Genomic DNA, 21,055 nt, shown 5'->3' on the forward strand with positions numbered 1-21,055 from the left:
CGTTCAGGCATGGTCGTCCGATGCGATCTCACGGCACCCGGGCTCCCACGATCGTCCCCGAACCGGGCGCCGCCTGCGGAGTGGTCGCCGGCGCGCCCTGCGAACTCGTGCGGTCCGGGGCAACCGGCGCGCTCGGTGCGGGAACGCCGGTGAGGGCGACGATCAACACGCTCGTGGCCGTCAGCGAGAGGGCGGTGGCCGTGCGACGAAGAGTCATGACGGTTCCTTGAACGAAGGAGCGAAGGGGAGGTGTCGGCGCGTGCGGGCGTCGGCCGCGCGGGAGTTGCTCGGCGGGGGATCGAAGACGCGCTAGGCGTCGAAGACTTCGGCGTGGACCTGCCCGCGTGGCACACCGGCGCGGCGCAAAACTCGCAGGGTCGCGCGCGTCATGTCCGGCGAGCCGCACAGGTACACGTCGTGCTCGCCGATGTCGGGTACGAGTCGGCGCAGTCGCGCGGACGTGACGGGGTTGTCGGGCCCGCGCGAGGAGCCCAGCAGGTAGTGGACGTGGCACGAGCGGCGCCACGCGATCTCTTCCAGTTCCTCCCGGAGCGCGAGTTGCGCCGAGTCGGTCGCCCGGTAGAGCAACGTGATGTCGCCCGGTTCGCCGGGCAGCGTTTCGAACAGGGCGCGCATCGGGGTGATCCCGATGCCTCCCGCGATCAGCAGTACTTTGCGGCGGGTGCGGCGTCGGGCGGTCATCGCACCGAACGGGCCCGTGGCGAGCACCCGGGTGCCCGGCCGCAGGCGTTTGACGCGTCGGGTGTGATCCCCGACGACCTTGACCGTGATGCGCAGCGTGTCGTCGCGCACGGGCGCCGAGACCGAGAAGGGCAGCGACGTCCGGCACAGGCGGCGGGTCAGGAATCGCCAACGAAAGAACTGACCCGAGGCGGCGTCCAGGGACGCGAGCCCGCGGCCGGTCATGAGCACCGAAACGACGTCCGGGGTTTCGTCGTAGACGCGCAGCACGCGGATGTCGTGACGGCGCAGCGCACGAAGCGGGACGACGACCCGGTACCACACCAGCAATACCGCGACTTGGACATGGAGGAAGGTCCACAACCACGCGAGGACCGGCGCTCCGCCGAGGTCGGGGCCCGCGGGCTGATGGAAGAAGGCGATCGCCGTCCCGACGTAGGTGAGCAGATGGATCCGAAGCCAGCTCTCGTGGCTCACCCGGGTGCGCACCGCGCGCGCGGAGAACACCGCGACCGCGACCAGGAGCCCGCAGCCGAACGTGGCGGCGGCCAGCGCGGGGTAGCCGAGGATGTCGAGCAGCCCGTCGACGGGCCCCACGTGGTTGTAGGCGCTGTAGGCCCACCAGGCGAGTCCGGTATGTGCGAGCATCAGCAGGACGATTGTGCGCCCGCCGCGTGCGTGCCAACGCGCCAGTGTGTCCGCGCCGATGCCGTGTTCGACCGCCGGTATACGCGTCATCAGGAGCAGCATCGCCAACATGCCCAGACCCGCGAGCAACCCCGTCAGGTGCGCTGCGGTCGCCAGGAGGGCGGCGAGGCGCGTGCTGGGTCGGATCTGTGCGGCCCATATGCCGAAGGTCGTCCCGCCGACGAACAGCAGGGCGAACTGCGGGACGTGGGGGGAGATTCGCGGTGGGGCCACGGTTCGGTGCGTGCCCGCTCCCGTCCTGGGCCCCTCGCTCCCGGGCATGGGGTGGTCTTCGGCGCGGACGGGCAGTCGTGGAGGTGCCGGAGGCGTTGCGGACTTCGGGGAATCGGCGGGGGGAGCCTGCGGTGACGGTGACGGTGCCGTGCGCGGGACGGCGGGAGGCTCGATCTGTGTCCACGACAGGGTGCGTGCGTGTGCGGGCATGGATGCCGCCGGAGGGTTGTCGGTCGACGCGGAAGCGGGCGGGAACGGGGACGCGGACGGACACGGAGACAGGGATACGGGTGGCGCCACCGGTCCCCGGGAGGACACGGGTGCCACCAGTGGTGGTGTCTTCCCGGTCGTGAGCGGACCGGGCGCGAGTCGGGTGGGCACTGCGGCTTCCGGGGAAGTACCGACGGGGGCCGCGCGGCGGCGTCGGCCTCCGGGGCGTGACGCCGCGTTGTGAATACCGTCGGGACGAGGGTGCTGTGCGGCGGTGTGCGGCATAGGCGGGAAAATAGCGGTGAACCGAAGGCTTGTCAGGACGAAAAGCCCGACCGCGACGGTACTTAAGATCAACTTATGATTTCCTTGACGTCAGTTTGAGAGACCCGCTCCGGCTTGTTGCCGAAGACAATGTCCGGGTCGGCAAAGGAGCGCCTGTCCCACGTGACCGTGCACCCGTTTCGTCGTGCACGACCGGGCGATTCGGAAGTCGCGTGGACGGTGTCCGTCGGCAGGCCGATCCGTCGTGGGTCGGCCCTTCGGGCTCGGCTGCGCAGGCTGCCTCGACGCCCGAACACGGAACGAGGAGCGGGTACTTCGTCTCCTTGGGTGCCGGTGCGTACATCTGTGCGACCAGGTCGGATGAGCCCGGCCATGGACGCTCGCCGCCCGTTCCCGCGCCCGCGTCGACGGCCTTCGGCAAGCGGAAAAGGTTCGTCCGGATGCCTCGGGAAGAATCCACAATGCCCGACGAGGCCCCAGTCGTTGAATAGTTCGAGAATTGCTCGATCCATGCTCTCGCCCTCGGCTCGACCGAACAATCGGCCGCGTGTGTTTCCCCCGCGACCGGACCGCCGGGAGCGAGGAAAAGTGTAGGGAAGACGTGCCGAATGGAATTCCCCGGAAGCGGATCGGATGGCCGTGTGAATCGTCGGGGACCGGACGGATCACGGTCGGTGGACCGTGTACCCGAGAAGCAGCGTCCAGTGGGGAACACCCATTGCGTCGATGTGGACCCCCGCTCCGACGCGTGTCCAGCGCGGGTCCAGGATGTTCGCCCGGTGTTGTGGGCTGTGCATCCACAGCGCGAGGACGGCCTCGGGGGAGGGTTGGCCGAAGGCGAGGCTCGCGCCGCCGATCCCGGCGATCCGCGGGAGGCCGCCGCGAGTCCACGGTCCGATGTTCCATCGGTCGCGTGCACTGGTGCGAGTGTCGTTCGCATACCTCGGCGTGGCCGCGTCCCGGCTCATCGTGTCCGCGACGCGCACCAGTTCGGCGTCCGTCGCGAGTGGGCGGAGTCCGGCGGCCTCGCGTTGCCCGTTGACCATGCGCAGGACGGTGCTCGCGAACGTCGACCCGGCCGGCGGTGGTGCCGGTGCTTCCCTGGTCGGCGGTTTGATCGGCGGTTTGGTCGGGGGAGGGGCCGGGGGTGGTGCCGCGGCGGGTTGCCTGGCGGCCTTGATCGGCTCGGAACGGGCGGTCGGGCGGGTGGCGGGCGGAGCGGTCCGAGGGGCCGCGGGCGCGTCGGAGTTCGCCGACGAAGCGGGTGGTACGGGCGGGATGAGCGATACGGAGGCGGCCGGGGACCCGTCTGCGGCGGGTGCCGCTTCGACGACGTTGTGCCGTGGGGCGGTCGCCCGGTCGACGACGGTGACACTGACACCCAAGGCCAGCACGCTCGCGCCCACGGCGTACGCCACGCCCCGCTGCGCGCCGAGCGGTGCGGCCCCGGCCTGCGGCCACGTCGGGCGCCGGTGGCTCCCGGTCCTGTCGCGACGGCGATGCTGTCCCACGTTCGGTCCTTCCTGAAGTCTCAAGTGCGCGGGCGGATACGGGCGTTGTGGATACGCACCGGGCTCACGTCCGGTTGGCGCCGATGGCTCCTCGGCCGTCGGCGGGCGCGGTGGACGTGGTCGTACCGGCTTCCAGGGCGCGGACCACGATGCGCGGCGCCGCAGGGAGTTGTCGGTGCCGGCGGCGTGGTGGCCCGGCGTCGACGACGGTGCCCGGCACGGTGACCGGGGGCGGGCCGAAGGGGCGGCTTCGCTGCGCGGTGGCGTGGGCGTCGGGGAGGTCGTCGTCGCGGTTGTCGGCGTGCCGGCCCCGGCGGGCGGGCTGTGCGGAGGGCTGTGCGGCGGGCTGGGCATGGGTGGCTGCGGTCGTCGCGACGTGCGCCGCGGGTTGCTGCCGGCGGGCGAGTTCGGCCGTCGGTTGTGGTGAGCCGTCGGCCGGTTGCAGCAGCCGGTCGGCCAGGTGCGCGGCCTGGCCGCAGTCCTCGGCGAGTTGCCGCAGGATGCGATTGGCTTCGGGCCACAGCACGCCCGCCGGGTCCTCGACGAGACGGGTCAGGATCTGCGCCGTCCGGTCGAGCGGGGCGCGTAGTTCGTGGTCGAGGACGGCGGCCAGCCGGTCGCGGCGAACTGCGGCCGCGTGCACGGCGGATCGGTCGGTGAAGGCCACGACCGCGCCGACGAGGTGGCCCTCGTCGGTCATCGGGACGGTGCTGAGCCGGACCGGGTGCCACGTGTCGTCTCGGCCCCACAACACGGCGCCGAGGTCGTGGTGGCTGCGTCCCGTCCGCAGGGTGTCGGTCAGCGGCGACTCCTCCGGGGGCAGCGGGCTGCCGTCCTCGGTGGAGTGCAGTGCCAGGGGCAGGAGTTCGCGGCCGCGGAGTTCGCTTGCGGGGCGTCCCAGCAGACGGGTGGCCGCCGGGTTGGCGAGCACGATCCGGCCGCGGATGTCCACTCCGACGATGCCTTCGGCGGTGGCCCGCAGGATCAGCTCCGTCTGCCGGTTCAGGCGCCGGCAGGCGCGCTCCGCGGAGAGCTGTGACGTCACGTCGGTGACGGTGACCATCAGGAAGTCGCGGTCGTCGTGGTCGAGACCGTGCGGGGCGGGCCCGGCCGGCGGGGACATCGGCGATGCCGGTTCGTCGTCGAGGTCGGCTCGGCGCACCAGGCGGATCGCGACCTCGGCGGTGAACTCGAAGCCGTCGGTGCACCGTACGGTCATGTGCGTCGGCTCGTCGTCCCGGTCGTCGTCGCAGGCGACGCCGCCCGGAGTACGGCCGAGGTCGAACTGCGGGAGGATGTCCAGAACCCCGCGGCCCAGCAGGTGGGTCGTGGGTGCCTGCAGACCGTCGACGGCGGCCGTGTTGGCGCCGACGACGGTTCCGTTGCAGTCCACGAGCAGGACCGGTTGGGGGAAGGCGTCGGTGATGCGCGGCAAGCGTGCGGTGCGACGGGCGGGCGCGCCGCAGGTGACGGGCGGGACCGGGTCGGTGGTGGCCGGCGGTGTCCAGGCGGGGGTGTGCGGCTCCACGGGTGCAAGGTCTGCGTAGTTCACTGTGACGCCAATCTCGGAGTCGGAGGCGAGGTCGGTGCCGCGACGTGGTCCTGTGAGCGGGACCGGGGCGGGGCGGTCTCGGCCGCCCCGCCCCGGTCCCGTCAGCGTCGCCGTGCCGTCACGTCCGGCGGCGGCGCCGGGCGGTTGCGAAGACGCCCGCGCCACCCGCCAGGGCGACCGCGGCCGTTGCGGACACGGCGAGGACGGTTGCGTGCGAACCACCGGTCTCGGCCAGCGACTTGCCGTCGCCGGGCGTGTTCGGGCCGGCCGACTTCGGCGGCGTGGCGCCCGGAGACTCCGCGGACGGGGTCGGCCGGTCGGGCAGGCCCGGTTGCTCGGGCGTACCCGGTCGGGAGGGCTGCGGGACGGATGCGGACGGTGTGGGAGGCGCGGGGAGTTCGGGCTTGCAGGCGAAGGCCGGCGTGCCACTCCACGGATAGTTGTGGCTTTCGTTGCCCGTCCCGTGCATTCTTACGTTCCCACCGACGTACAGACGGCCGTTGGTGCTCGCCGTCAGATCCGCCGATGCCTTGGGGGCGAGGATCGACCCGATGAAATTGCCGCCGCCGCCCAGGGTCAGGGACGCGGCTTCGCGGAAGTTGTACAGGATGCGCGAAGCGGCCTGGCCGTATTTGGGTGACGAATAGATATCGACGCGTTCCCCGTTGAATCCGACGGACATCGGCGAAATGGATACCCCCGGTGTGCCGGTCACGTTCACCAGGACCGAGGAGTTCTCCGGGATCGCCTCGAATACGAACGACGAAGCGCCGTTGATATCCGCCGCGGATATTGCGAACACCTGGATGTTCCGGACGCTCGCCGCGGTGCTCTTGAACGTCACCGTCGCGCCCGAGCGGATCGCCGTGCCGGTCTGCTTGAGTGCGCCGAGCGATGCGGACTCGTCCTGCAGGGTCCGGTCGAAGCCGGCGTACGGCTCGATCGCCCGGGCGGGCCCCATCTGCGACGGGCCGGCCCCGCCGTTGGTCTGCAACGAGCCGGCGGCGTTCAAGGAGCCGCCGATCTGTACCGAACCACCATATTTGGGCCCGGTGGTGAGTCCGGAGCCGACGTCGACCGTCGTACCCTTGGCGATCGAGAGATCACCACCGACGGCCAGCATGACGTTGCCGGAGGTCGGCAGGATGCCCGAACCGGCGCCCACACGGCCCACGTTGAACACGCCGCCGGAACTCTTCGCGAACGTCGCCCGCCCCTTGACCACCAACAGGCCCTCGGCCTCCGCGGCCGCACCGTCGGCCGTGTAGTCGCCACCCGCGAAAAGCGCCACATTGTTGTCGGTGAAACGCGGCGAATTCCCTATGGCCGGCATTTCTCCGGAGGTCGGACAGGACGCCGGCCGGCCGCCCGACTTTTCCGCGTAACCGGGTCCTGCGCCGATCAGACCGAGAGCGGCCGCTGCGGCGATGGCCGCGGTGACGCCCGCCATGTTCTTTCCATTGATTCTCACGACGCGAAAGATTAGCAGCCCGTGCCACAAATGAACTCGTCCACCTGGTGGTTCATGATTAATATTGGCCTAGTGTCGCCTTAAAAGAATCTCAAGAACATCGCCGGCGGGTGCGGGAATCTTCCCGCAGGGCGCGGCGTCGACACGCGTATTGGGAGATGCCCCCGCGGACGGGCACCGACACTTCCTGAGGTCGATGGCTTTCGATGGGGCCGCAGCGGGCGAGCACGACGCACCGCGGCCCGCACGCCGTACGCGAGGTGGTCGGCCGGACCGGGCGGCACGAGGCCCGGTCGACCGGGCGGTAGGAAGAAGCGGACGGGCCGGACGCGGCACCACGCCTGTCGATTCCGAACCCGGCGGCGTTGGGTACGCGCCGTCGTCGGGTTGGAAGTACGGACGGCATCGGCTCCGTCGGGGAGCGCGGCGGTCCGTTCGAAACCACCCACGGCCGGGAGCAGCCTCTGCGCACATCCCGTGCATCGGCCCGAAGGCACATCCGGCTCAACGAACCCCGGACCGAAGGGCACACCCGACACGGGTTTGTGCGGCCCGCCTATTCCTCGTGGGTGGAGACCACGGGCGGGTGGTCGTTCCAGGTGACGAAAATCGAGGACGTGTGCCCGTCCTTGGTGAAGTCCACCCGGATCCACTCGGCGCTGTTCCACACCTTCGCGGCCCAGTTCGGCGCAGGGGTCGCGGCGATCAGCGATGCCGACGTGGCACCGATTTCGAAGGACGCCCGCCCGCCGAGGACCTGGTACGTCCCGGGCGTCGTGTTCGCGTCGGCGGGACTCTTCTTCGGTGTCGGGGACTTCGACGGCGGACGGGTGGATGCGGGTGGCGGGGCCGCCACCACCTTCTTGCCGGTCGGGGTCGGCGCCGCGGGGCTTTCCGACGACTGGGGCCGGGCCTGTGCGGACGGGCTGTGTTGCGGCGCGGCCGGGAACGGGGGCCGTTCGAAGACGGTGTCGCGCAGCACCGCGCGCACCCCCCACCAGGCGAGTGCGGTCACGATCGTGGTCGTCGTCACCCAGAGCGCGAGGGAGGCGGCGGCCCGGCGGGCGCGCCGCATCGTCGTTTCCCGGATGGCTCCGGGCACCGGGGGGCGCGGACGCGCGGGAGCGACGGCGTCTCGGGGCCGGGCGTGGGACCGGCGCTGCGGGGCCGGGGGCGCGGATCGGATGTGGACGGCGATTTTGGTGGACCTCGCAGTTTCGCCCGGCCGCGTGCGCGGCACGGTGTTTCCCGGCACGGGGAACCTGCGTCGGGCCGCCACCGTAGCGGCCTTCCCGAAGGCACGTCCTTAAGCGGTGTTGAGCCGTCCCTTAACGTCCGCTCAAAGATCACGGCGGCCACACGAGGAGTACCTTCCACCGCGCCCGCCCGGCCGGGCGCGACGCTCGTTCACCAAGGCCGGATGTTCCCGGGGCGGGGGTTCGTGCCCGGGCCGACGGCGGGAAGGGCGGACGGGCGTCGAATGGGCGCGTCGGCGGCGCTCCACCTGGCATCGCGGCCGACCCGCCCATCCGCGATCGGAACTCGGGGCCGTGGATGTGTGCGGTGGCGGCTCGGAATCGTCATGAACGGTAAGGGAGGTCTGCCATCAACCGGTCGAGTCCTTCGGGGAGTTCCGTTGTCGCGCACCCGCCACCCGCGTAGGCCCGTGATCCGGCGGCCCTCGAAGCACGAGTCGGCCGAACACGTCGAGTGGGTGCGCCAAGGGGCCGCCGAGGTGATGCTCACGTGCCGCGCGACCGGTCCATCGGAATCGACTCCGAGTGGACCACTCGCGCGGACCGATGCACGCCTACCGTTGCGGCCATGACCGAAAAGCGCGGTGGGACGGTACTGACGACCCTTCTCCACCAGACTCCGCCGTTTCTGCCCACGGCCGCCGAAGTGATGGCCATGACGGTCGAGTTGCCGCCCGGAGACGCGGGTACGCCGCCTCACCGGCACTCGGGTCCGGTGTTCGGCTACATGCTCGAAGGCGAGATGGTGTTCGAGCTCGAAGGCGAACCCGAGCGGATCATTCGCGCCGGCGAGGCGTTCTGGGAGCCGGGCGGCGACGTCATCCACTACCGGGCGGGCAACAATCTCGCGGACGCGTGGAGCCGGTTCGTGGTGGTCATGGTCGGCGTCCCCGGCGAGCCCATGCTCACCCTCGTCGACGCGGAGGAACTGCTCGTACGGCGGGACCGCCGGGCGCCTCGACCGACCGGGTGAGCGCCGAACCCGTACACCGCCCGGGGCACCGACGCCTCGGCCCGACCACGACCGAAAGCCGAAGTTGCGAACATGCGTATTCTCATTGCCGGTTCGACCGGCGTCCTGGGCCGGCGGGTCGTCCCCGCGCTCGTCGCCGCGGGGCATCGTGTCACAGCGCTGACGCGTCGCCCGGAAGCCTCGACCGATCTGCGAGCACACGGCGTCCAGGTCGCGTCCGCGGACGTCTACGATCGCGAGGCGCTCACCCGCGTGGTCAGCCGGGCCGAGCCCGACGTGGTGATGCATCAACTCACCGATCTGTCCGCGGTCGACCTCGTGGCCAACGCGAGGATGCGCGCCGTCGGCACCCGTAATCTCGTCGATGCCGCACAGGAGGCGGGAGTTCGGCGCATCGTGGCGCAGAGCATCGCGTGGGCGTACGAGGCGGGTGAAGGGACCGCTCGCGCGCGGTGGCATCACGTCCGGGGCCCCTTGGTCAGGTGGGCCCGTGGCCCTCGCCCACCCGCCGCCGTCCTGGCCCACACACGATCGCGCCTCACACGTCCTCGTCGAGCTGTGAACGCATCCGCGCTGCCCGGAGGCGAGTTCGGGCGGAACACGCGCTGTCCCGGCTGAAGAAACGGAAAACAACCTCCGGTGCCGAGACTCAAGCAGGGGGATGGATCTCGGCTGCGGTCAGGTCCGCGAGTCGTTGTGCGGTGTCGAAGTGGGGGGTGAGACGGGTCTTGGTCATGGCGAACGAGGTGCCGGTGGCGGTATCGGCATAGACGTAACTGCCGCCACCACCGACCCAGCCGAACGTGGTGAGCCCCTCGTCCGGCCGAGCGCCGATGCGGCCGAGCGGGTAGCCCAGCGCCAGTCGCACATGGTTGCCGAAGACGAGGTCGGTGCCCTCGAAGGCCACCGCCGTCACCTCGTCGAGCCGGTGTGCATCGATGAGCCGACCGTCGAGGAGCGCGGCATTCATGGCGGCGATCGCCCGCGCGGTGAACGTACCGACGGAGGGGATGTCGGCTTGCAGGATCTCGTGGCTGTTGCCCATCGCCGCGGTCGGTCGCAGTTCCCAGGGCGCGAGCATGGCGTTGCCGTCGGGTGGGACGACCGGTTGTGGCGCGGCGTCTTCGAGTCGTGCCAGGCGGGCAAGGTCGGTTGCGGGCACACCGAAGAACAGGTCACCGTCCAGGCCCAGCGGCACGGCGATCCACTCCCGCAAGAGCTGCCGCATCGGTTTGCCCGCGGCCCGGCGTGCGACCTCGCCGACAAGGAAGCCGAAGGTGAACGAGTGATATCCCGTCCGAGTACCGGGGCGCCATCGCGGTTCGGCGTCGGCGATCGCGCCGCACACCCGCGACCAGTCGCTCAGGTCGGCGGGGCCGATGCCACGAGGCATCGCCGGCACACCGACCGAGTGTGTCAACACGTGCCGAAGAGTCGCGGTCGCCTTGCCGTGGGCACCGAACTCCGGCCACAGGTCGACCACGGGCGTGTCGTACCCGACGACACCGGACTCGACGAGCAGGTGAGCGATCAGCGACGTCACCACCTTGCCGGCGGAGAAACCGAAGAACGGGGTCTCCGCGGTCACCCTGCGCCCGGTCCGGCCGTCGGCGACACCGGCGACGGCGTCGACGACGAGCGCACCGCGGTGGTACACCGCCACTTGCAAGCCGGTTTCGGCTCCCGTATCGACGAGGCCGTCCAGGACGTCTTGGACCTTTTGCTGCAGTGAGGCCATCGTGGTCACCGGCCGGGCCACGTGTAGCGAGTCTGACTGGCCACCGGCAGCTTGCCGAAAGCGAATCCGACGGTCGGCGCGACTCGATACAGCCTGACGTCGCCCCCGATGACAGCCTCGCCCAACCCGTACCAGGTCCCCTCCGGGCTGGTCAGATGTGCGCCGTACTTCAGCTCGAAGTCCGCGACCGCCCGCTCACGCTCGGAGCGCCCGTCCACCACGGACGCGACACCCTCGATGACGACGTCCACACCGGTCAGGGCATTCGTGCCGGTCGTCAGCACACAGCGGGGATTGCGGTCGAGGTTTTGTGCCTTGCGCTCGCGACCACCCGTGGTGAAGCACATGGCCCCCAAACTCCAAACGGCCAACAAAGGCGTCACGTGCGGTCGCCCGTCGGGCCGCGTCGTGGAAAGCCAGAACACCTCCGCCGCACCGATGACCGCCAATGCCGACGCCCACGGCGTCGCTCGCGCGTCCGGAGACGAGAACGACCCCAACACGGTGTCCGGTTCGCTGTCCAACATGTCACTTCCTCGATGAGGCATGGTCGGCCAACCGACACCGGGAAGCAGCACCGCCGAGCCGACCCGTCATGCCCTCTGGTAGGTGTTACGTGCCGTCATGATGATGACCTGAACGCGCCGAGAAACTCATCGGTCCGCGCACACCCGAGTGCCGTCGCCACGAGGCACACCCGCTCGCGAGTGCGAGGACCGCCTCACGAAAGCTCCCATGGCATCGGGGAAGTCCCGGTCGAGGTCGTTCGACAAAACGGGGAATCCCGGCGGGTCCGAACGGGGTGTCGTGGTTCGTTCGGGGCGGGAATCGGGTTGCCTCGGGTGCCGGGAGTGGGGTGGTATCACGGGATGGGTATGGATGCCGAGGTCGTCGTGTTGGCGTTGCACGCGCACGAGGTGATGGAGCCGTTGGAGCGTTTCGACGACAGTCGTCCGTGGCGGGGGCGGTTCGAGCCGATCGCCGTGCTGGGCGGTTACGGGTGGGCGGCGGAGTTCCCGCGCCAAAGTGGCAGGACCGGGCTGCTGCGGTATCTGGAGTCCCTGGAGTGGCCGCACCCGGGCAGTGTGCAGGTGTTGATGCATGACGTGGACGATGAGTGTTTCGGCCTGTGGATGCTCCACGACGGGGTGCTGACCGAGGTCCCGCTTGCGCGTACGCGCCGCTTCCACCTCCCGGCACCGGCGAACCTCGACTACCCACCGCATCCCGGTTTCATCCTGCGCACCGACGACGATTCGCGCGCCCTGCCCGAACAGACTCCGCAGCACCTGCGCGACCCTCGACCCGCCTGGTGACGACACTTTCCGGCTGCTCGACTGGTGCGCCGTGCCGGGGCGGGCGGACCTGGTCGACACCGCCCGCGTGCTCGGTGGCCCGCCCGCGGCCGGTCCCCTTCTGCGCCCGCCTCGCCGGCTCACCTGCACGGCCTTGCCCGACCGTGGCCGAGGTCCGGCTCGCCACGCTCGACGACACCCGCGCCACCTGGTGGTGGCAGGACAAGGAGAACGGCACACGCGGATGAGGCCGTACACGCCATCGCCACGGCGCAGCGCGGCGATCCGGCCGTAGCCGGTGTCGGTGGCGTACCCCCACAACGCGGCGATCGCCTCGTCGTACGTCAGCCGATGGTGTCGGCGCGTTCGCGCACCAGCACCTCGGCGCCGGTCTGGCGGAAGCTCTGCTCCGACACCACCACCATGCGCGCCGACTCCCGGAACGCCTCCAGCGACGTGGAGCCGCAACTGACCATCGTCGCGCGGATCTTCGACGTCGTCATCGCGACCGCGTCGTACAGGCTGCCCGCGTACGGCACCAGCCCGTCCACGCCCTCGGCGAAGGCCACCGCCTGCGTGTGCTCGTGGTGCTCGTACCGGGCCGTGTTGCGGGCCCGCATCGAACCCTCGCCCCAATACTCCTTGTAGTCCTGCCCGTTCACCCGTACCCGCCGGGTCGGACTCTCGCTCGTGCGCGCGAAGTAGCGACCGAGCATGATCGCGTCGGCGCCCATGGCGAGCGCGATCGCCATGTGGCTGTCCTCCAGGACGCCCCCGTCGCACACCAGCGGCACATACTCGCCCGTCCGCCGCGCATACGCGTCCCGAGCCTGCGCCACGTCCAACAACGCCGACGCCTGACCGCGGCCGATCCCCTTCTGCGCCCGCGTCGTACAGATGCTGCCGCCACCGATCCCCACCTTGACGAACGCCGCGCCCGCGTCCGCGAGGTACTCGAACGCCCGACCGTCCACGACATTGCCCGCACCCACGTACACCCCCTCCCCGTGCGCGGAACGCACGTCCTCCAGCACACGTGCCTGGTAGACGGAGTAGCCGTCCGAGGAGTCGATGCACAACAGGTCCGCGCCCGCCTCCACCAACGCCGGCACCCGATCGCGATGGTCACGCGTATTGACCCCGGCGGCCACCCGCAACCGCTTGAGACCGTCGACACTCTCGTGCCGGAACCGCTTGTGCGTGTCGTAGTCGCGGCGCAGGACCAGCGAATCGAGCACGCCCGCGCCGTCCACCACCGCGAGCACGTCCGCGCGCCGGTCCCACAACAACGCGTTCGCGTCACCCAGGGACACGCCCACCGGCGCGGTGAGAAGGTCCCCGACCCCGCGCATGCGCGCGGACACCGGCGCGCCCCCGCCGTGGCGGTCCCGGTGGAAGTCACCGGGACCGATCAGCCCCACCAGCCGTCCGCCCACCGTTCCGTCCTCGGTCACGGGCACCTGCTCCGCCCCCGACTCCCGGACCAGCTCCGCGACCTCGTCCAGCGTCGCGGTGGGCTTGAGCGACACCGTCGCGGGCCGAAAACCCGCCTTGTGCCGCTTGACCGTCGCCACATCCTCGACCTGTGCCTCGACAGGCTGGTTCTGGTGGACGAACGACAAACCGCCGCACTGCGCCAGGGCGATCGCCAGACGCGGGCCGGACACCGCCTCCATGATCGCGCTCAGCAGGGGAGTGGCCACCCGCAACGGCGATGCCTCGCCGACCCGGTGCCGCACCAACGCGGTCGTCAGATCGACCCGGTCCGGGGTGCATTCCTCGGTGGTCTCGTTCGGCAGCAGCAGGTACTCGCCCAGCGTGCGCGAGACCTCGGACAGAACCTCCACGGCGCGCGTCCTCTCATACGTGCCACGCACGCCCGCCCCCGCGCCCAGCCGCGATCGACGGGATCGCCCGGCACCGACACGACGCAACGCCGAACGGACCGGACAGACCCGGCGGGTTCACACGATGAGACGAACAGGCGCACGAACCGTATCCCGGACGGCTGCGCCACGGGTTCGAGAGCGTGCGGTGGGTGACAACGGTTGCGCGATCCTAACCCACCCCGACACCCCGACCGCACCGTCGCCCGAATGCCCGCCGACGCTCGTCAACCACCCCACACACGGGTACGGCTCCGCGACCGACCCACCCAACCCAGGAACGGCGCCCGGATGAACGCACCACCCGCCCCCTCGACCACAACACTCCGACGCGGCGGCGTACTCGCACCCGGGCTCGGCGCCTCCCTGGTCGTGGCCAACACCAGCAGCGTGTCCGCCATCCTCCCGTGGATCGCCACCGACCTGCACATCGATCGCACCCACACCCAATGGCTGTTCGCGTCCTACGCCATCACCCTCGCCGCCGCCCTCCTCCCGGCCGGCGCCCTGGCCGACCGCCACGGACACCGCCGCGTCTTCCTCGCCGGACTCGCCGCCTTCGCGGTCCTCGCCCTCGCCGCCGCGACCAGCACCCACCCCACCGAACTCCTCCTCGTACGCGCCGCCCAGGGCCTCGCCGGAGCCGTCCTCACCACCTCCTCGCTCGGCCTGCTCAGACACCACCTCCCCGGCCACGACCAGACGCGAGCCTTCGCACTCTGGGGCGCCACCATCGGCGCCGGCGCCGCCATCGGCCCCCTGTTGAGCGGATGGCTCACCGAACACCACTCCTGGCGCTGGGCCATGGCCGCACCGGCGCCCGCCTGTGCCGCGGTGATGCTCATCGCCCTGACGCGCCACGCCCCCATCCCCGGCCACCACAGCACCGTCGACCAACGCCAAACGGCCAGGGTCGCCATCGTTCTCGTGACGGCCGCCTTCGCCGTCGTCGACGGTCCGCTCCACGGCTGGTGGCAACCCCACGACACCCCGCAGCTGCTCGGACGCCCATGGCCCCTGCCCATCGCCCCCGCCGCACTCGCCGCAGCGGCCGCCCTGGTCCTCGTCCTCCGGCGACCCCGCCGTACGCCGTCGGCGCTGCGCCCGAACACCGGCTTCAGGACCGCGAACCTGATCGCCGGCGTGATCGCCCTCGGCGAGTTCGGCCTCCTGGCCGTCATCCCCGGCTGGATACGGGAGACCTTCCACGCCTCGCCCACCCAGGTCACCGCCGCGCCCACGGCACTGTCCGTGGGTGTGCTGATCGCGGGAGCCCTCGCGAGCCGGACCCGCAGCCATGCCCCGCTCCGCTGGGTGCGCGCCGGCCTCGGCATCGAAATCGCCACCATGGGCGCGTTCGCCCTGGCCGCGTTGTCTCCGTCGACCTGGTGGACGCCCACGGCGTGGCTGGGCCTGTACGGACTCGGAGTGGGCCTGGCCGGCGCCCAACTCACCCACATCGCCCTCCGCGAGATCCCGCGCGAACAATCGGGAGTCGCCGCCGCAACCCACAACGCCGTACGTCAGATCGGCACCGCCGCCGGCATCACCCTCGTCGTGGCGGCCTACATCGCCCTCGCGGGCTCCCGAGAGGGCCCCACGAGCGTTCTCCCGTCGAGCAGTTCCGCCATCTCGGCCACCGCGGCCCTGGTGGCAGCGATTCTCCTCGTCGGCCTCACACTCACCTTCCTCCTGCACCCCGACCCGCGTGGACCACGTGGCCCGAATCGACCGACTGCGGACAGGCGCACACACGAGTGACCCGCCCGATGCGACGGAACAGGTGAGCACGGTGCGGCAGCCCCCTCGGCGGGCCGGTAGCGTCCGGCTTCCAGTCGCCCCCATCGCAAAATACGGCACCGGATTCCGGCGGGATTGGTCGTCGAGCAATCTGCACGACAGAGCCCACGGTCTCGGCTATGGCCTCCGGCGTCGGGAGGGGGGTCCCGTTCGGCTGCCGGGCGGGCGATCTCCGCGCCATTGCCGCTTGTCGGGGAGATCGATACGCAACTGCACCGCTTGCAGCGGTCGTTCGTCTGGCGGTCGAGTGGGGCCTGATGGTCCCGCGCACGCCGAGTGCCTGGCCGGCACCGAGGCGTTCCGGGCAATGGGTGTGAACGGCAGTGCCGACTGGAGCGCAAGCCCCACGGATCGCGGTTTCGCTCCCGGCGGGTGCCGGACGGGCCTTTTCGGGGCTTCGGCGACGACATCGACGGCATCGCCGGCGGGTGGGTCGTGCGCTCCGGCCGGCTCGACGCCCTGCGGGTCGAACACGGCGGCGAACTACCCGAGTTGCACCTCACCGCTCCGGTCTCGTCGGCGACGTGGGGACCGCCCGCCCCCACATCCGAGCCCCCGTCGCGATCCCGACCACCCCGACGGCTTCCCAGGGTTCGTCGGCTCGATGCGCCGGCGCGGAATTCCCTTCCCTGCGCCGGTCGTACCGTCTACGTGCCTGCTCCTGGTGTCGCCCGGCCGCCCTGCGCGGGCGGACCGGTGACGACTCTGTGGGAGATGACGCACGCGTTGGTCCCGCCGTGTCGGTCGCGGCTTCCCGGGGTCGCCGTCACGTCGTGGTCGGCACGCACCGCGTGTACTCCCGCAACCGGTCGTTCCGTTCCGGTCGGGCCGACGGTCGTCGACAACGCGAGGTACCGCAGGGCCGACCGCTCGCCGGGAGCTGCCGGGGCCGTCCGTGCGCGCGGCCGCGACGCGGGCGGCCGGTGGTCACGCTCGCTGCCGGTCGTGTGAAGGCGCGGGTGTGGCGGGGGCGGGGGCGGTGAGGAGCGCGGTGCCGATGACCACCAGGTTTGCCACGAGTTCGTCGGTGGTGAAGCCGAGCGGAGCCGTGGTGCCGCTGCTGTGGCGGGCCCAGTCGGCGAGCGCGCCGGTGGACATGGCGGACCAGGAGAGCACGCGGAACTCCCGTACCGACTGCGGGAGATGCGCGAGATGGTCGTTCAACCGATCGAAGAGCCAGGGCAGTTCGGGAGCGGCGTCTTCGGGGATGAGGGTGGCTGCCGACAGGCCGCGGTCGTGGCGCATCCGGTCCACGATGCGGATGCGGTTGCGACCGGACGGGGTGCCGAGTTGGGCGGCGAGCGGGGCGACCAGGGCGTCGAGGACGGCCGGGATGTCCGGTGGGGCGGGGGCCGCGCGGAGCCGTTCGACCAGGGCGGCGCGCAGCGGGTCGACGTGCGCGTGGTGGCGTTCCATGACCGCGTCGAGGAGCCGGTCGCGAGTACCGAAGTGGTAGTGCAGCGCGGACTTGTTGGCCTGCCCGGCCAGGCGGTGGATGTCGCGCAGGTTCGACTCCCCGACGCCCTGCTCGGCGAACACCTGTTCGGCGGCATCGATGATCCGGTTGCGGGTGGTGGTCGCGTCGCGAGGCATTGGGCCAGCGTAACCGCGGGTTCGAGCGATCCGGGAAAGCGGGTTCGACGGTTCGTGCGAGCCGGTTCGGGCCGTCCGGGGAGCGGGTTCGACCCATCGTCGCGAGCGGGTGCCGACCCTGCGTGACCGCGGGGCGGGACTGCCCGAGACGGGATCCGGGGCACGCCCGGGGGCGCGTCGGAGCCGCCCGTGAGCGCGCCTTCCCCGGGTGGGGATGGCCCTTGACTCGGCATGTGCACCGTGCCTTACTAAGGCGGTGCCTTAATTAAGGCGTCGCCTCAAAACGTGCTCAGATCAGAAGGGCGGGCAGCCTCATGGCCGACACTTTCGAAACGCTCGACGACCCGGCGCAGCCGGCGGCGCCCGAGGCACCGGCAACACCCGAGAGGCTGGAGACACCCGAGACCGCAGCAACGCCCGAGACCGCAGCGACGCCCGAGACACCGGCGACGCCGGAGCAGGCCACTGCCGCGTGCTTCGCCACGTGGGACCGGTTCTGCGCGGAACTGGCGGACCTGGGTCGCACGATCCGCGCCGGCGATCACCCCGATCCCGCCGACGGCCTCCGCCACCTGACCCGGGTGGCGATCCACGCGCTGCAGTCGACCGTCGAGCACGGCGATCCGGCGTTCCCGACGTTCCACCGATTCGACGACGACGTGGTCAAGTGGGGCGGCCCGAACGTCGACAACGTGTACCTGCGGGCCCGCGTCGACGCCGACCACGGCTACCGGGTGACCGGCAACCTCGCCGGGGTGCGCAACCTCATCGTGTCGGTCGTCGAAGGCGACATGCAGATGGAGCAGTACGGCGTGTTCGCCGAGTGCGACATCGATGCCCTCGACGTCGCCGAGGACGGGTCGTTCGAACTGGTCGTCGCCGCGGTTCGGCCCGGCGAGCACACCGGGCCGTGGCTGCGACTGGATCGGCGGGCGCGATACCTGTCGATCCGGGTGTACGTGTGCGACCTGGACCTCGACCGCACGGGCGAGTTCGTCATCGAGCGGATCGGCTCGGCAGGCCGGTTCCCGGCGCCGCTGACGCCGACCCGGCTGGCCGCCCGCATCGCCGAGGCCACCGTGTGGCAGCGGGCCACGATGGAGTACTGGGGCCCCTTCATGGACACCGTGTACGAGCGCGCGGGCGGCCCGAACCGCATCTCGCCGCCGGCTTCGGTACCCGGCGGCGCCCAGGGCATCCGCTACGGCGGCGGCGCCTACGAACTGGGACCGGACCAGGCGCTGCTCATCGAGACCGAGGCGCCGGACGCGGACTACTGGAGCGTCATGCTCTACAGCAGGCCGTGGTTCGAATCGCTCGACATCCACAACCGGCAGAACGCCCTCAACGGCCAGGAAGCACACGTGGACGCCGACGGCGTCGTGCGCATCGTGGTCGCCCACACCGACCCCGGACTGCCCAACTGGCTGGACACCGAGGGACGTTCCGCCGGGCACGTCGCCTGGCGCTGGGTCCGGGCCCGCACCGCGCCCACGCCGGTCGCCCATGTGGTCCCGTTCGCCGACCTCGACGACCGCGTCCCCGCCGACGCGCGCCGGACGTCCCGCGCCGAACGCGCCGTCTCCCTCGCGCGCCGCCGGGCCCACTTCGCCCGACGCTTCCGCCGCTGACCCCCGACCATCCGCCACCACCCGTTCGCCGGACGCTCCAACTTCGATGCGAGGAACCACACATGCGCGCTGCCGGACATGCCGATCGCCCCCGAACGGTCGCCGCGACGTTCATCGCCGCCGCCCTGCTGACCACCACGGCATGCGCGGGCGGGGACACGGACGGCAACGGGAACGGGCCGACCGGGGACGGGAGTAGGGCCGGAACCAGGCCCCCGCGGGCCGGTGGCACACTCACCATGCTGGCCACCGGCGAGGCGAACTCCCTCGACCCGTTCGGCGCGAGCTACGGTGGCGCGCCGGCCGACAACGCCCGCATGGCCGCGCTCTACGACCCGCTGGTCTACCTCGACCCGGAGTCCGACACCGTCAAGCCCCACCTCGCCGAGGCCCTGACCACGACCGACGGCACCACCTGGACTCTCCGGCTGCGCCGGGGCGTCGCCTTCTCCGACGGGACCCCGTTCGACGCCGACGCGGTGCGTACCAACTGGGAGATGCACGCCAGGCCCGACGTGCGTTCACAACACCGTGTCGCCGCCCTCGGGCTCACCCTTCGGGTGGTCGACCCGCTCACCCTCGGCATCACCCTCGCCGCGCCCAACCCCACCTTCGATCGCACGGTCGCGGTGGACCTGACCTTCATCGCGGCCCCCTCCGTGCTCGCGAAAGGGCCGGACGTGTACCGCAATCAGCCGATCGGCGCCGGGCCGTTCACCCTCGCGCGCTGGACCCGTGGCGCCGAGCAGATCTACCGGAAGAACCCCGCCTACTGGCAAAAGGACCAGGGCCTGCCCCATCTCGACCAGGTCAATGTGAAGGTCGTCGGCGACATCGAACAGCAGTACAACACGTTGAGCTCCGGCGGAGCCGACATCGTCATCGGCGCCGAGGCGCTGCTCGACCGCGCGAAGCACGGCCTGCACAGCCGGCCGGTACGTGCCAACGGCGGCCAGGCGGTGCAGTTCAACCTCACCCGAGCTCCTTTCGACGACGTCCGGGCCCGCCGCGCGCTCGCGCTCGCCATCGACCCGGCGGAGATGGCCAGGACCCTCGATCTCGGCGTGGTTCCGGCCCGCGGCTACTTCAACACCGGCTCGCCGTTCTTCGACCCCGGCGCCGCCCAACCGGCCCCCGACCGGGTCGAGGCACAGCGCCTGTTCGACGAACTCGCCGCCCAGGGCCGCCCGACCGACTTCACCTTCGTCGTCCCGAAGGCATCGGTGACGGACAAGATCGCCCAGTACCTACAGAGCCGGCTGCGCGCGTACCGCAACGTGTCCATGCGCATCGAACCGCTGGACATCACCGCGTACATCACCCGTGTGGCGGTGAACAGGAACTACCAGGCCACCCTCTACCAGGATTGGGTGATCGACCCCGAACCCCGCGCCTGGAACGCGTTCGTCTCCACCAGCCCGCAGAACCTGATCGGCTGGAAGAACCCGGACGCCGATCGTGCCCTCGCGGCCGGCCGTGCCGCCACCGACCCGGCCGCTCGCAAGGCCGCCTACACCGACCTGCAACGCACGCTCGCGGCCGACCTGCCGATGTGGGTGTACGCCGAATCGACCCAGGGTCCGGTGTTCACCGACCGCGTCGCCGGCGTCGAACTGTTCAACGCCGGCTCGGTCCTCATGGACCGCCTCGGCCTCGCCCCGTAGCGGCCGACCCCCAAGCGCGCTCGCGCGACACCGCCGTACGCGGCCTCCGCACAGGGAACCGCCCACCGCACCACACCGGAAGTCGAGCAACCCCCGCCATGACCGACCTGCCCGCTGCCTCTACGTCAAACCCGTACCCGGGTCTGCCGGAACCCGCCCCGCCCGGCGCCCGAGCCCTGCCACCCGACACATACGACGGATCCGTGGTGCTGGTGACCGGCGGCGGTACCGGCCTCGGCAAGGCCATCGCGACCGAATACGCCCGCCTCGGCGCGGACATCGTGGTCGCCGGCCGCAAAGCCGAGCACCTGGCGGCAGCGCGCGAGCACCTGGCCGGCCTCGGTGCCCGGATCGCCACCGCGACCTGCGACATCCGCGAGCCGGCCGAGATCGAGGCGGCCTTCGACGCGGCCGTCGACACGTTCGGACTCCCGGACGTGCTGATCAACAACGCCGCGGCCAACTTCCCGGCGCCCGCCGAGGAGATGTCCCCCAACGCGTGGCGCACCGTCGTGGACATCACCCTCAACGGCACCTACTTCTGCGCCCGCGAGTTCGCCCGCCGCC

The 21,055-nt window shown here is 71.1% G+C and carries 17 protein-coding genes; 7 read left to right on the forward strand and 10 right to left on the reverse strand.

Annotated features, from left to right (window positions below):
• Positions 1-28: 28 nt before the first annotated feature.
• The 6 genes from ABZ374_RS28965 to ABZ374_RS28990 form a co-directional block, all read right to left on the reverse strand.
• Positions 29-217 carry a hypothetical protein gene (locus ABZ374_RS28965; protein WP_360316254.1) on the reverse strand — a complete coding sequence of 63 codons (189 nt, stop codon included), beginning with the start codon at positions 215-217 and terminating at the stop codon, positions 29-31.
• Positions 218-309: 92 nt separating this feature from the next.
• Positions 310-1,623 (reverse strand): ferredoxin reductase family protein, encoded by a 1,314-nt coding sequence (locus ABZ374_RS28970; RefSeq protein ID WP_360316257.1) that lies wholly within the window; start codon positions 1,621-1,623, stop codon positions 310-312.
• A gap of 1,160 nt (positions 1,624-2,783) precedes the next feature.
• Positions 2,784-3,164 (reverse strand): CAP domain-containing protein, encoded by a 381-nt coding sequence (locus ABZ374_RS28975; RefSeq protein WP_360316260.1) that lies wholly within the window; start codon positions 3,162-3,164, stop codon positions 2,784-2,786.
• A 529-nt stretch (positions 3,165-3,693) separates the two neighbouring features.
• Positions 3,694-5,157 (reverse strand): PAS domain-containing protein, encoded by a 1,464-nt coding sequence (locus ABZ374_RS28980; protein ID WP_360316263.1) that lies wholly within the window; start codon positions 5,155-5,157, stop codon positions 3,694-3,696.
• A 142-nt stretch (positions 5,158-5,299) separates the two neighbouring features.
• Positions 5,300-6,652, reverse strand: a complete 1,353-nt coding sequence (locus ABZ374_RS28985) for a choice-of-anchor A family protein (protein ID WP_360316266.1) — start codon at positions 6,650-6,652, stop codon at positions 5,300-5,302.
• 556 nt (positions 6,653-7,208) lie between these two features.
• Entirely contained in the window at positions 7,209-7,727 is a 519-nt protein-coding gene (locus ABZ374_RS28990) for a hypothetical protein (RefSeq protein WP_360316269.1), read from the reverse strand.
• Positions 7,728-8,476: 749 nt separating this feature from the next.
• On the opposite strand from ABZ374_RS28990, the gene ABZ374_RS28995 reads away from it, so the two are divergent.
• Together ABZ374_RS28995 and ABZ374_RS29000 are read left to right on the forward strand one after the other, a co-directional pair.
• Complete coding sequence (locus ABZ374_RS28995; protein WP_360316272.1) at positions 8,477-8,881, forward strand: cupin domain-containing protein; 405 nt, start codon at positions 8,477-8,479, stop codon at positions 8,879-8,881.
• Between the two features lie 72 nt (positions 8,882-8,953).
• Positions 8,954-9,499: an NAD(P)H-binding protein gene (locus ABZ374_RS29000; RefSeq protein WP_360316275.1), complete on the forward strand. Its 546-nt coding sequence runs from the start codon at positions 8,954-8,956 to the stop codon at positions 9,497-9,499.
• Positions 9,500-9,530: 31 nt separating this feature from the next.
• On the opposite strand, the gene ABZ374_RS29005 is transcribed toward ABZ374_RS29000, so the two are convergent.
• Both ABZ374_RS29005 and ABZ374_RS29010 read right to left on the reverse strand, forming a co-directional pair.
• Complete coding sequence (locus ABZ374_RS29005) at positions 9,531-10,619, reverse strand: serine hydrolase domain-containing protein (RefSeq protein ID WP_360316278.1); 1,089 nt, start codon at positions 10,617-10,619, stop codon at positions 9,531-9,533.
• 5 nt (positions 10,620-10,624) lie between these two features.
• Complete coding sequence (locus ABZ374_RS29010) at positions 10,625-11,146, reverse strand: pyridoxamine 5'-phosphate oxidase family protein (protein WP_360316280.1); 522 nt, start codon at positions 11,144-11,146, stop codon at positions 10,625-10,627.
• A 342-nt stretch (positions 11,147-11,488) separates the two neighbouring features.
• Here ABZ374_RS29010 and ABZ374_RS29015 point away from each other — a divergent pair, with 342 nt between their 5' ends.
• Positions 11,489-11,935, forward strand: a complete 447-nt coding sequence (locus tag ABZ374_RS29015; protein WP_360316282.1) for a hypothetical protein — start codon at positions 11,489-11,491, stop codon at positions 11,933-11,935.
• Between the two features lie 323 nt (positions 11,936-12,258).
• Here ABZ374_RS29015 and ABZ374_RS29020 read toward each other — a convergent pair whose 3' ends face one another.
• Positions 12,259-13,761 carry an IMP dehydrogenase gene (locus ABZ374_RS29020; RefSeq protein WP_360316285.1) on the reverse strand — a complete coding sequence of 501 codons (1,503 nt, stop codon included), beginning with the start codon at positions 13,759-13,761 and terminating at the stop codon, positions 12,259-12,261.
• A gap of 330 nt (positions 13,762-14,091) precedes the next feature.
• Between ABZ374_RS29020 and ABZ374_RS29025 the strand changes: the two genes are divergently transcribed.
• On the forward strand, positions 14,092-15,561 hold the full coding sequence (locus tag ABZ374_RS29025) for an MFS transporter (RefSeq protein ID WP_360316288.1): 1,470 nt from the start codon (positions 14,092-14,094) through the stop codon (positions 15,559-15,561).
• 966 nt (positions 15,562-16,527) lie between these two features.
• On the opposite strand, the gene ABZ374_RS29030 is transcribed toward ABZ374_RS29025, so the two are convergent.
• A complete protein-coding gene (locus ABZ374_RS29030; protein WP_360316290.1) occupies positions 16,528-17,193 on the reverse strand; it encodes a helix-turn-helix domain-containing protein in 666 nt (221 codons plus the stop codon).
• A 314-nt stretch (positions 17,194-17,507) separates the two neighbouring features.
• Here ABZ374_RS29030 and ABZ374_RS29035 point away from each other — a divergent pair, with 314 nt between their 5' ends.
• From ABZ374_RS29035 to ABZ374_RS29045, 3 genes are all read left to right on the forward strand, one after another.
• Positions 17,508-18,824 carry a DUF1214 domain-containing protein gene (locus tag ABZ374_RS29035; RefSeq protein WP_360316293.1) on the forward strand — a complete coding sequence of 439 codons (1,317 nt, stop codon included), beginning with the start codon at positions 17,508-17,510 and terminating at the stop codon, positions 18,822-18,824.
• A 62-nt stretch (positions 18,825-18,886) separates the two neighbouring features.
• On the forward strand, positions 18,887-20,488 hold the full coding sequence (locus ABZ374_RS29040) for an ABC transporter substrate-binding protein (protein ID WP_360316296.1): 1,602 nt from the start codon (positions 18,887-18,889) through the stop codon (positions 20,486-20,488).
• A gap of 203 nt (positions 20,489-20,691) precedes the next feature.
• On the forward strand, positions 20,692-21,055 hold a 364-nt coding region (locus ABZ374_RS29045), incomplete at its 3' end, for an SDR family NAD(P)-dependent oxidoreductase (protein WP_360316298.1).

This window comes from Embleya sp. NPDC005971, assembly GCF_040629175.1.
Classification (GTDB): domain Bacteria; phylum Actinomycetota; class Actinomycetes; order Streptomycetales; family Streptomycetaceae; genus Embleya.